The sequence below is a fragment of the Pseudaminobacter soli (ex Li et al. 2025) genome (assembly GCF_029892515.1).
In the GTDB taxonomy this organism is placed as follows: domain Bacteria; phylum Pseudomonadota; class Alphaproteobacteria; order Rhizobiales; family Rhizobiaceae; genus Pseudaminobacter; species Pseudaminobacter soli_A.
The window spans coordinates 220,684-233,513 of sequence record NZ_JARXVF010000004.1; the positions used below are offsets into that span (position 1 = coordinate 220,684).

The window sequence follows — 12,830 nt, forward strand, 5'->3', positions numbered from 1 at the left end:
CCTTCGACCTGAAGGCGGCGATCATGCTGGCAACGCCCGCAAAGCCTTCGATCGAGCCGTTGCGATACGGTTTTTGGGGCGGGTTTGCTTCGGTCCGGGCCTTCGTTTGCTCTAAGCCTTCTCTGTTTCGCTCCCTTCACCTTTCGGGTGCGCTCGGCGGGGCGTTTACGTTCCTTCGAACGGCCCAACGATGGATGGTAGTGTGGTCGATCGCATGCCGCTCACATCATCGACGGCAGCCAGACCGCCGTGAAGCGATCGTTTCCTGCGACACGACACATCGCTTGCAGAAGTACTCTCTGCTTGGGTTAGAGCCGATCCGGCAGGGCCGTTACCTCAACAAGCGCATCGAGCAGGACCATCGGCGCATCAGGCGACGCGTTCGGCCGATGTTGGCTTTAAGTCGTTCGCAAGTGCTTGTGCCATTCTCAACGACATCGAATTGGTCGCCATGATGTGCAAGCGAGGGGCGCGGTACGCCTTCAATCCGAATCCGTCTCTGGCCGAGCAGTTCGAAATTCTTGCCGCATGATTTACCTTGTATCAGGCACCTTCGCGCTTTCATTCAGCCGTTGCAACGGAACCCATGTCAGTCCTCTCCAACAGTGCGGCGCGATCGAAGCCGTTCAATCGGCCGATAGCTCCGCGGTACGGGCGAGCGCGCCGGCGAAGCCGTTGAGCGAAATTGTGAAGGCGATCGGCTGCGCGGTATCGGCCGCCGTGGCATTGATTTTGAGCGTGCTGCCGTTCTGCAACAAGGGCGTTGTGTCGGCAGTGAATGTGACCGACACTAGGCAACCGACGGCCTGGCAGGTGTTGAACTCCAGGCTGCCTTCCAGCTTCTCGTCGTCGACCTCGAGCGTGATGCCCTTGGCCAGCGCCAACCCGAACGGCAGCGCCAGCATGCCCATGGCGTCCTGGCCAGTCTTGGACGCCAGCTCGATCGCCAGCAGGCGCTGGCCGCTCTGCTTGTTGAACTGCTGGTGCGACAGTGTGCAGGTCTTGGTGGTAACCGTGGCCTGACAATTGACCGTCCAGTCGCCATGCGTCTCTGACAGAGCCGAGGCACCGCCCGGCAACAGGGAGGCGCTGGTGACGACGTTGTTGTCGGCGGCGGCCGGCGCCGACTTGTCGCCCTTGCCCTGCGCCGCGATGGCAGGCTGCCAGATGACAAGGGCCGCGCCCAGCAGCAGCCCGAGATAAGCGTGTCTGATATTCATGAGCCCCCTCTTGCCCGGAGCCGGCCCGAAGCAGCTAGAAGCTGACCTTGAGGGCCGCGCTGACAGTGTTCTGCTTGACTGTTCCCCCGAACGAGCCGTTGTACCTAACCGACAGGCGAACGCCGTTCACGCCGTTGAGTTCCAGCCCGGCGCCGACCCGATAAAGCGGCGAATCGACCGCCTCCGTCAAGTGCAGTGCGGGGCGTCCGGGCAAGTTCTGCGCAGCCGTGAACTGTCCCTGGATCTCCCATTCCTTGTTGGAGAATTCCGCGCCTGCCTTTCCGTAGATACGCAGGCTGTCGATGTCGCTCAGCGCGATGTCGGTGCCGATCTCTATTAGGGGTGTCGCCGAATAGTAGGTATTGGAGCTGCCGTCGAAAGTGAAGGCGGCGACCGATCCCGTCTCGCTGCCGGAAACGCGTAGCCAGCGGGCGTCTAACTGCAACGTCGGCTGAAGATAGAAGGCTCCCATCTGCTGGGTGAAACCGAGCCTCGCCGAGCCACCGAACTGGGCGGTCTTCTGCGTGTAGCTGACGTTGTTTCCGATTCCGTCCAGCAACAGTTCGGGCAGGTAGACGCCCTCCAGCGTTTCGCCCGGGATGTAGCCGACCTGATCGACATGCGTGTCACGCCTACCTTCGAACGAGCCGGTGCCACCACCAAGTGCGAAGTCAACGAAGTAGTTCTTGTCCTCGTACTTCGCCAGCGCGTAGAGCTGCCAGGATTCGCCCGTCGTGGCCGACAGCAGGTCCTGGTTGAAGTGGATATCGGAATCGAATTCCGTGCGGCCGAGCGTGGCACCGAGCGACCAGTTCTGGTCGACCTCGCCGATGCCGCCCAACGACATCGTCTTCAACACGTCGTCGCGGTCCGTCGTTCCTGCGCCTGTATCGCGCTTGTACTCCGCCTGCGGGCTGATACTTGCCCACACGCAACGGCCGTCGGAATTGGCATATACCGGAACGCGTGTGCATTCCCGCGCCGATTCCAACATGATGTCAGCCGAACGATTGATCATGTCGAACGTGTGCACCGCATAATGCGGGGTGAGCCGCGTTAGGGCGGCGCCAAGCTCCGCCTCGGTTTGCGAGAAGCGGAGCATGTTGATCAAACGCGCCATCGAATTGTTCGGGCTGGATGACGCTTCGACGTTGTCGAGATACTTCGCCATCTGGTACACGCCCGGATCGGTGGTGCCGGAGCCCGGATTCTGTGCCAATTGCAGAAAGGTGGGGTTGTCGGCGTAGATGACGAGGTCCTTCCCATTGTCCACCCGGGTCAGGAAGTTGAACCCGACCGCCGGATGCAACGTCTTCGGCGTCAGGTAGGAATCCGTCATCGAAGCGCCCGTCGCCAGCGTGTAGTGGGTGAACAGCTTGTCGATCGACAGGAAGTTGAGCGGCGCCGTACCGTCAAAACTGCCAGCGCCTGTCAGCACGAGCTTGTCTGTGATCTGGTTGTTGAGATCGATGTCGGTGACGAAATCGCCTGTCGAAGCCTGGGTGTAGTCGCCGGTGATGTCGACGGTGGCGACCACACCGATGCCCTGATTGGTCATCAGGCCCGCATTCTTGAACAGTCCACCGCCAAGATTGATGCTCTTGAGGCCGACCATCGAGGAATTCTCGAAATTATTGAAGGCGTTGGTTCCGCCGCCGAGATCGATGTTGCCGATGACACGGCCGAGCCCGATGGCGCTCTTCTCATTGTTAATGGTGTCGTCGCCGGACGTGCCAGTGATCGACAGCGGGCTGAACTGGCCTAGCAGCGACTGCAGAATAGCATCCTTGGGAACGAACGGTCCGGGATCGGCCAGCGAGGCGTTGAAGGCCGCGAAGCTCGACTGCATCACGCTGAATGTGGGATTGGCTCCCGTTGCATACAGCAGGCTGTTGTTGTTGACCGTGTTCGTGGCGCCGCCGACCAGCATCACGGCGACGCCGGTGTTGGCCCCACCGATCGTGTACTGGCCTTTCAGGTCGATGGTGATGTTGCCCTTAGTGCCACGGGCGGTGCTCTCGCCATAGGCGGCGACCGAATCGGCGCCCTGCGCAAACAGGCTTCCGCCAGCGGTCAGATGTACGAGGTCCGAATTGCCCTGCCCGGTCGCGCTCTGCCCGAACATGGCGTAGGAACTGGCGCCCTTCACCCAGACCTGACTGTCGGTGCTCGCTTCGGCTGCCGCGGCATCACCTATGCCGCCTTGAGAGCCCGCGGCCGACTGGTTCAGGTCGAGCGATGAATTGCCGCCCGCGCCGCCGCCGCCACCGACTGCCTGGGCCACGATGCCATGCGAGCGGTCGCCATTCGTCTCAATTGCGCCGGACTGGATGATGGTGATCTTGCCGCCATCGCCCTTGCTGCCACCCGGTGAATTGAACCCGACGGCGTTGGGACCGCCGCCATCGTCATCGGCGCCGAAGCGGCCAAAGCCGGCGCCGCCGAAGCCGCCGCCGCCGCCGATCGACTGCGCGATGATGGCGATGGAATCGACGCCATTGGTGGTGATGGTGCCGGTGCGAATGACGCTGACGTCGCCGCCATTGCCGCCATCAGCGCCGACGCCGCCAATGGCAAGCGCGTTCGACGTCTTGCCGTTGGCGTCGCCACCATAGCCGCCACCGCCACCGATCGATTGGGCAACGACGCCATGCGCCCGCGCGCCATGCGTGACGATGGCGCCTGAAACGGTGACGTCCACCTTGCCGCCGTCGCCACCATTGCCGCCGAAGCCGCCGATCTGCAGTGCGAAGGCGTTGTCGCTGGCGCCATTCGTCGAGACGGTGCCGCCATAGCCGCCGCCGCCGCCAATCGACTGCGCGAAGATGCCGATCGCGCCGGCCTTGGTGGTCTCGATGACACCGTCATTGTTGACGATGACGTGGCCGCCATTGGCACCTTCGCCGGCAGGCAGCGATACGCCCACCGCAAGCACCTTGCCACCGATCTGGCTGTCTCCCTCTGTCGCGTTGGCCGCCGCGCCCGAAGCACCGCCGCCACCGCCGACGGACTGGGCGAAGATGCCGTGCGACAGGTAGCCGTAGGTCGTGATCTGGCCGTGATTGTCGACCGTGACGTCCCCGCCACTGCTGGCGTTTCCGCCGATGCCGCCGATGGACAGGTTGACGGCCACTTCCTTGGCGGCCCCTGTCTTGGTCGAGCCGGCGCCGGCCGCACCACCGCCGCCGCCGATCGATTGCGCAAAGATGCCGTAGGAATTGTCGCCGTTGGTAAGGATGGTGCCGGACGCGTTGTTGATAACATGGACCAACTGGCCATTGCCGCCGCTGCCACCCTCGCCGCCGAGCGAGGCGCCGATGGTGACCTTCGCTTCGGCCGCTGACGAACCCGCCGCTGCACCCACGCCACCGCTGCCGCCGATCGACTGGGCCATGATGCCATGCGAATTTGCCATGTCGGTCTGGATCAGACCGCTGTTGGTTACATGCACCTCCCCTCCATTGCCGCCGCCGGCGCCAGCGCCGCCCATAGAAAACTTGACGTCCACCTTCGTGGCGTCACCACTGCCAGTGCTCTTGCCGGCGCCGCCGACACCGCCACCTCCGCCGACCGACTGCGCGAAGATGCCGATCGAATTCTCCTGCTTGGTCCAGATCTGGCCGGAGGCCTCGTTGGTGACTTCGACCAACTCGCCATTGCCGGCGCTGCCACCCTTGCCGGCTATCGCGCCGCCGATCGCATAGGTCGCCTGCGCGCCGGCCGTGGCCGATCCGCCGACGCCGCCGCCGCCGCCGATCGAACTGGCGCTAATGCCATAGGAGAAGCCGCCATTGGTGGTGATGATGCTTCTGTTGGTGACCGAGACCGCGCCGCCATCGCCAGCCGTGCCGCCTGCGCTCGCGAGAGCGAAGCCGATGGATACCGAGGTCTTTCCACTGCCGCCGCCGCTGCCTCCGTTGCTATCGCCGCCACCGATGGTCTCGTCGGACGCGGACGCCGCGCCGGCCGCGCCGCCGCCACCGCCGACCGACATCGCCATGATGCCGTTCGAGCCGAAGCCCTGGGTGGAGATGATGCCGGAGTTGTCTACGGTCACCTTGCTGGCATAGCCGCCCGTGCCGCCGTGCCCGGACAGGCCCATTTCGACGCTAACGCTGGTCTGGCTGGTGCCGCCGACATTGTAGGACTTCGCCGTGCTGGAACCGCCGATACCGCCGCCGCCACCGATCGACTGCGCCACGATGCCCGAAGAGAAGGCGCCCGTGGTCATCAGGTTGCCGGAATTGATTACGTCCACCGTACTGCCGAAGGCGCCGGCGCCACCGCCACCGCCCATGGCGAAGTTTGCCGCGATGTTGACGCCGCTGCCGCCGCCCAGGCTGGCCGTGCCACCGGCGCTCGTACCACCATTGCCTCCGCCGCCGCCGATCGACTGCGCGACGATCGCGCTACTGGAATCGCCGCCGGTCGTCACCGACATGGCGTTGGTGACGTGGACGTCGCCGGCGCTGTTACAGATGTCAGGCTTGTCCTGGACGTAGATGCAGCCGCCGCCCTGGCCGCCGATATTAACCGTGGCGCTGACCGTCACATCGTTGCCAAAGCCACCAGCGCCGCCGAGTGTGTCGCCCCCATTACCGCCACCGCCACCGATCGACTGCGCCATGATGCCGATGGACTGAAAGCCGGACGTCACGATCGAGCCGCCGCCGTTCAGACCGGTCTCCACCTTGACCGTTCCGCCTTGGCCGCCGTTGCCGCCATTGCCGCCGAGCGCGACGCCGAGATTGACGGCTACGTCAGTGCTGACCGCGCCGGCCATCGACAGGGCGCGGCCACCATTGCCTCCTCCGCCGCCGATCGACTGGGCCAAGATGCCACCAGATTGAGCCGCGTCCGTCTCGGCTGTGATGTTGCCGTCTGCCTTCAGTGTGACGCTGCGGCCACTGCCGCCGTCGCCGCCCGAGCCGCCGACAGTGACAGCAACCCCGGCCGATCCGTAGAGGCCGACGCTAAAGGCCCCCGCATAGGCTTTGCCGCCATTGCCGCCGCCGCCGCCAACCGATTGCGCAATGATGCCTTTCGAGCCTTCGCCGCTGACGCTGATGTCGCCGTGATGCGTGACTTCGACGCCCTTGGCATCGCGGCCGGCGCCGCCAGCGCCACCCACGGCGACGCTGACGCCCACGAAAACGCCCGCCGACAGGGCACCGGCGCTGCCGCCGTTGCCGCCGCCGCCGCCCACCGACTGGGCCAGGATGCCATGCGCCAGGGAACCCTTGGTCGTGATGTTCGCGTTGTTGGTCACACTGACCTCGCCGCCGCTGCCCCCGGCGCCGCCATTGCCGCCGACGCCCACCGCCGTGAAGAGGCCGCCCGCGCCGGCAAAGCCGCCATCGCCGCCGCTGCCCCCTATCGACTGCGCGAGCAGGCCGACCGACATATTGCCACCCGTCCAGAGCGTGCCGGAGTTGGTGACCGTCACCTTCTCGCTCGTTCCACCGGCATTGCCGTCACCGCCGACCGCCAGCGACGGCCCACCGACCGCCAACGCGAAACCGCCGGAACCGCCGCCGCCGCCTATCGACTGGGCGAGAATTGCGTGCGACTGCACGCCCACATTGACGTCATCGCCGCCGGTGGTGATGTTCGCGCCGTTGGTGACGTCGACCGTCTTGGAATTTCCGCCGCCCGAGCCCTTGCCGCCGACGGCAATGTTCAACGCAGTGCTGGCTGAGATCGTGGCACCGCCATTGCCGCCGCCACCGCCGATCGACTGTGCGATGAGGCCGCTCGAGCGATCCTGATAGGTGCGGATCGTCCCGGCGGTCACCGTGGCCTTGACGACGCCACCGTCGGCGCCGGTGCCGCCCTTGCCGCCGATACCCAGCGAAGCGACCGAGGCGAGGCCTAGCTCAAACCCGCCATTGCCGCCGCCGCCGCCCACCGATTGAACAAGTATGCCAGCGGAATCCGCGCCATGCGTGGTTATCGTCGAATTGTCGGTCCGGTACGTGACGGAATCGCCTTCGCCACCGCCGCCGCCATCGCCGCCGAGCCCGACACTGGCGATGCCGCCGAGACCGACGGATATGCCGCCATTGCCGCCACCGCCGCCGATCGACTGGATAACGACGCCTGCGGAACGATCCTGCCACGTCTCGACACTTCCATTCGACTTGGCGTCGACGACGCCGCCCTTGCCGGCAGCGCCGCCATTGCCGCCAATGCCGACCGATACGGCACCCGACACGGCAACCGAATAACCGCCATTGCCGCCACCACCGCCTACCGATTGAACGAGAATTCCCGTCGAATCCTTGCCGTGCGTCGTGACGTTGGACGTCGTGCCGTCGAAGGTGACGGCATCGCCGAGGCCGCCACCAGCGCCCTTCCTGCCAATGGCAACCGCTACACCGAAGCTGCCGGTCACCGCGCCGCCGCCATTGCCGCCGCCGCCGCCGATCGACTGGACGATAATGCCAACCGAGCGATCCTGGAGGGTCTCGACCGTGCCGCCGGTCGTCATGTTGACCGTGCCGCCCTTGCCGCCGGCACCGCCGGTACCGCCGACGCCAACGGTCGCCGCCCCTGCGATAGCCACGGAGAAACCGCCATTGCCGCCGCCGCCGCCAACCGACTGCGCCACTATGCCGGTCGATCCGGTGCCGTTGGTGGTCACTTTCGAATGGTCGACATTGTAGATGACATTGCCGCCATCGCCGCCGGCACCGCCCTTGCCGCCGACGCCAGCAGATACGACGCCGGAAACAGCGATGGCACTGCCGCCATTGCCGCCGCCGCCGCCGACCGATTGCGCCAGGATGCCTATGGCTTGGACCCCGGTCGTCGATACAATTGGGCCGCTGCCCACCTGATGCACGTTGACCATACCGCCATTGCTGGCCGAGCCACCGGAGCCACCGACGCCGACGGCCACGACATCGCCGACGCCGAACGCGAAACCGCCATTGCCGCCGCCGCCCCCGATCGACTGGATGACGACGCCGTGCGCGCCGTCGCCGCTGCCGTCGGCGCCGGTCGTGATCTGGCCGCCGATATGTCCGAAAACGTCGCCGCCCCTGCCGCCGCCGCCGCCGGCCCCGCCCAAGGCAATCGACCCGACCGCGCCGCCGCCATCACCGCCGCCGCCGCCGACCGATTCGACCAGCATGCCGATGGCGCCTACGCCGCTGGTAGTGATCGTGCCGGTGTTGACGCCGGTAGCTTTGCCGCCATCGTTGCCGTCGGCGCCGGAACCGCCACCGCTGAAGATACCGAACGAGCCGCCACCGTCACCACCGCCGCCGCCGACAGACTGCACGACCATGCCGCTGGCAAAATCTCCTGTCGTTGAAATGCTGCCGGCATTCTCGCCATATACTTCGCCGCCGCGCGTAGCAGGTCCGCCATTGCCACCGCCGGCGCTTAGCCCGAACGCATCCGCGCCGTCACCTGCTACCCCGCCAGCGGCCCTGATCAGCATACCTTTCGAGAAGTCGCCTCCAGTCTGGATGCTTCCACGGTTGATACCGCTGGCGTAACCGCCTTGGCCACCGCCACCGCCAGCGCCGCCTTGACCATGGCCGGGGCCAAGGTCAAGGTCGAAGCCACCGTCGCCACCATTGCCTCCGTCTGCGGTTATCTGCATGCCGTTGGCTTTGTTGCCAATCGTTACGATGGAGATACCGGCCTCGTTGGTTCCCGTCGCCGAGCCCCCATCGCCACCACGTCCGCCATGTCCGCCGCTGGGAGCGAGACCGACTTTAAGGGCAAAGCCTGCGTCGCCGCCCTTTCCCCCGTTTGCACCAACCTCAAAGGCGTTGGCATTGGTCGTCTTCAGGGAACCGGCGTTGGTGACGTCGACTGTGCCGCCGCTGCCACCGTCGCCGCCATTGCCGCCGCTCAACCTGACCGGAGGAAGGCATAGACAAACTTCAATGGCGGAACCGCCCTTGCCGCCGGGTCCGCCATTGGCCTTGCCCAATACCGCCGGTTGGCCGACGGTGGTTCTGGGATCGTGGTTCGTGGCGACTGCAGAGGCGACAGGTGAATGACCAGGCCCAGCATCCGAGTTGCCGATGACATCGGCGCCATCATCTCCTGGGCCGCCATCACTGCCGATTACCAGTTGCTGGGCATGGAGCGCGCCAGGCCAGAAGGCGACCAGGCCACTTAAGGCGCTCGCACAGAGAAGAAGGCTCAACCGCCCCGCAACAAGGCGCGAGTTTGGTTTGGAGTGTTTCGGTCGTTCGGCGTGCGGCGCGTGAGCCAAGTAGCCTTCGCGGGCGGGACAGCGCGCAACGCGGCGGTAGTCGAGGAGGGTCCCGATTTCGTCATTGCCCGCTCCGGCTCGCTTCATGCGCAGGCCATGCCCGAGACCAGAGGGAGAACGGTTGTCGTGAGAAGCAGCGACTTCATTTGCGCCCTTTTGTTGCCTAATGACTTGATTGGCTGGAAAGGGCTCTGCGCGCTGACGCCATGCGCCAGTTTTAGAACAAATGAGCCCGTCGCAAGCTCTGTAGCTTGCGTCCAGGCTCAGGCCGGATGAACTGCCTCCCAAAGGAAAGGCTCACGTACATCTGAGCAGAATAAGCTCACTGCAAACTGTTCGAACTGTCAATGCCAACGAATGGCAGGCACCACATTCCACAGCTTTGGTGATACTGAATTGCAACAGAGGTCAGTGGGCGGACGCCAGCCACTTGCACCAATCGCGCGCGGTTCGCGGTTCGCTCAGACGGTTTCCCTGGAACGGTCCAGCAGGGACATTGGTGCACGGATCATTCAACGATTGGACTGTAAGCCCCTGAGACCGTAATCACTGTAATCCCAGACCATGCCGCATTGCCGAAAGATGCTGATCGGCGCAACGAGGTCGCGGGGGATAAGCCGGCACGTTCATTTGTTTGAGGCTAAGGTGAAGCTACCACTTGCGCGGAAGATCGCGCCGCCGTCACGCGTGTCTGAAGACCTACCCCCTGATCGATATCATGACCAGACAGCCCATGACTACCGCAGTGGCAATTGTCGCGAGGATGGTGATTGTTTGAATAACCCCGATAGCGGCGCCGACTGCCACCACTGTAGCCAATGCTACAGCGGCTATGAACGCCAACACAGGCCTTTTTCGGACGACTTTGATCATAAGGCTCGATCCCTTCTTCTTTCCCCACAATCTAACCGCTCGCTTTTGAAATGCCATGTCACGCCCCTGCGACATGAGGACTGGTTGCAGCGGCCGGACTTGAGCCGGCGGTCTCCTGGTATGAACCAGGCGGGATGATCGCTTCGCTACGCTGTTGCAACTCGTGGAACAGTGACGCGTTGATCCGATAGCTGCGGGCGTGTCAATCGGGCCCGACGGTACGGTGAACAGGAAAGTCTTTTTCCCGGTTTCTCTTCCTGGCCGACGAAATGGCAGACGAGCACCTATCCCGTCCGGCTCGCAGCGCCTTGCGCTCATTTGGGCGGAGCATGCAGCCATGTGGTTCGGCGCCTTACTGGTCCTATGCGGCGTTGTGGTTCTGGCGTGGTCGATGATCAACCGAGGCCGACTAAGCGAAAGTCACACTGATCCTGTGGCGGGTCAAACGTTAGAGCCTCCTCACCGCAGACTGCGTTTCCTAGGCCGTGTTCAAAACTGGATTGGCTTTCTGCTAATCCTGATCGGCGCGATTGTGCTCCTTGCAGGAGCGTTCTGACTCCCATCGGAGGGAAATGAAACGGAGAGGCGATGCCGAGAACAAACTCCAGCCACTTGGAACCGTTTTGAACCTAGCGTCCTCTTTCGGAACCATAGTTAACGCATGGAGTTGCCCCCCAGAAACACCCAAGAACCAATTGGCGAGAGTAGAAGATCCATGCCACGGGGAGACAAGCCCAAATACACCCGACAAGCAGGAGCGTCAGTCCTCTGTGGATGGCTCCCGCTCCCGGCATCTGAGTGCCACAGTGGGTATGCTGTCAGGCAACCCGAGCAAAGGAGCCATCCACCTCATCCGCTTTCGGAACACATTTGGCTGAAGTGGACATTCCGCAGACGACCCATCTCGGACGTAACCAACCCGTTCTATCTGTCGGTCATCATGGGTGGCTTCCGCTGCTACGAGGTTTCGCCAGAGACGGCTCGTGAGCAATCAGGTTTCCAGTCGCTGTACAGGAACGAGACGCTGACACCATGTTCGATGGCGGCGGTCTCGATCATCTCCTCCAGCTCCCGGTCAGAGGCCGCGCAGGCGGGCGACAGCGTGCGGATGGCACGGATTGCCAAGTGGGTGGAGAGGCATTTGGCTTTGCTCCTGGACAGGACGTAAGCTTGGACCAGTTCGTGTGTTGACCGCTCGGAAATGGAACCGCAAAACGTCATTGACTGCCTCCATTTTCATTGAGCGATGCCGAAAGCAATACGCCAAGTGTGGCAAGGGACGGCGTTGCTGTCGTTTCACCGTCCGATTGGTTCGATATAGAACGTTGTTTTTCCGCGTGGGCAGGTGTCGGATCAGTCGCCGATATTCGGCCGCGGGCACGTCGTAGCTACTGTTCGTCCGTGTGATCAGGCCTTCACGATTGCGAATGATGATCTCGCCACGTCTGGCGCCTCCCCATCCAGGATGTGAGCGGGCTCAGAGTTGTGCGACGCGGCAACGCTCTGCTGCACCACGCGCAATCTGAACCGAGCTCTCCGAAAGTCGGAGGGTGTTCTGGATCACAGACTCGATCGATTGCCGCATGATGTCGCTCTGCACCGAGCCGAGTTCGGTCAGCGTGCGGCATCGCAGCAGGCGCTCGGTGTTTTCGACATTGCGTAGAACGGCCGAGCAAAACGAGTCCGTCCAGATATGGGCAAGATCATGCCCGCCATCCACGAGCACCGTGTTGCACTGCATGATTGCATCGAGGTTGCGCGTCGTACTGTTCGCAACACCCTGTGCCTGCTCGCCCTCACCGGCAAGGCCGAATATGGTCGCGAGCTGCTCCATCGAGCGCTGGACCGCTTGAGTGGAAAGCTGAATGATTTCAGCTCCGGCTTCGATGCCTTGCTTACTGGCCGCCGCGGCCTCTTCCGCCGTGGACCGAACCCCCTCGGCAGCGGCCTTGTCGCGCTGCGACGCTTTCGCGCGAAGGGAGAGTTTTATCGCTGTTCCTTCGTCAGTGCTCATTGATTTCTCCTGTGGGATAACAGAGATGCCAACCGCCGGAGGCGGTGTTGCTGGCGCTGTCGCTGCGAGGCGGCATGTCATCGCCGATAATGATCGTAGGTAGTCGGATGCGGGGATGCCATCGCTGCGTCGCAATGGTCGATAGAGCCGCGATATATAGCGCGCAACGATATCGGCAAGGTCTCTCGCTGAGCGAGCTCTCGATGCCGCAGATGAGATGCATACCAATTATGGATGCTTCACAAACAGTGCATGGGATACGACTTCTTACATCGGATCGTGGATTACAGACGCCTTCGATACTACTTGTTTCACCTGCATCTCTACAATGGCGCGGTTTCTCATTCGGCATTGCGCGGCCGCGAGAGCGTAGGGCATGCCGGAGCGGCAGCAGAACCGTTGATGGCCAATGGCCTTGACTGCGGTGGGCCCAGACGGCGTTGCTCTTCCCCGAGCGTCTGCCAAAAACAGCCCTGCCGACGCGGGG

6 protein-coding genes and 1 pseudogene are annotated in these 12,830 nt (G+C 63.5%); 3 read left to right on the forward strand and 4 right to left on the reverse strand.

Annotated features, from left to right (window positions below):
* Positions 1–225: 225 nt before the first annotated feature.
* Positions 226–532, forward strand: a pseudogene (locus M2281_RS18650) (DDE-type integrase/transposase/recombinase); the annotation flags it as partial.
* 94 nt (positions 533–626) lie between these two features.
* Here M2281_RS18650 and M2281_RS18655 read toward each other — a convergent pair.
* Positions 627–1,220, reverse strand: a complete 594-nt coding sequence (locus M2281_RS18655; protein WP_280822683.1) for an invasion associated locus B family protein — start codon at positions 1,218–1,220, stop codon at positions 627–629.
* Positions 1,221–1,254: 34 nt separating this feature from the next.
* On the reverse strand, positions 1,255–8,667 hold the full coding sequence (locus tag M2281_RS18660; protein ID WP_280822684.1) for an autotransporter outer membrane beta-barrel domain-containing protein: 7,413 nt from the start codon (positions 8,665–8,667) through the stop codon (positions 1,255–1,257).
* A 63-nt stretch (positions 8,668–8,730) separates the two neighbouring features.
* On the opposite strand from M2281_RS18660, the gene M2281_RS18665 reads away from it, so the two are divergent.
* Positions 8,731–9,111: a hypothetical protein gene (locus tag M2281_RS18665; protein ID WP_280822685.1), complete on the forward strand. Its 381-nt coding sequence runs from the start codon at positions 8,731–8,733 to the stop codon at positions 9,109–9,111.
* Positions 9,112–9,234: 123 nt separating this feature from the next.
* A complete protein-coding gene (locus M2281_RS18670) occupies positions 9,235–9,360 on the forward strand; it encodes a hypothetical protein (protein WP_280822686.1) in 126 nt (41 codons plus the stop codon).
* A gap of 1,926 nt (positions 9,361–11,286) precedes the next feature.
* Here the strand turns inward: M2281_RS18670 and M2281_RS18675 are convergent.
* A complete protein-coding gene (locus tag M2281_RS18675) occupies positions 11,287–11,550 on the reverse strand; it encodes a hypothetical protein (protein ID WP_280822687.1) in 264 nt (87 codons plus the stop codon).
* Positions 11,551–11,806: 256 nt separating this feature from the next.
* Positions 11,807–12,343: a phasin family protein gene (locus M2281_RS18680; protein ID WP_280822688.1), complete on the reverse strand. Its 537-nt coding sequence runs from the start codon at positions 12,341–12,343 to the stop codon at positions 11,807–11,809.
* Positions 12,344–12,830 lie beyond the last annotated feature (487 nt).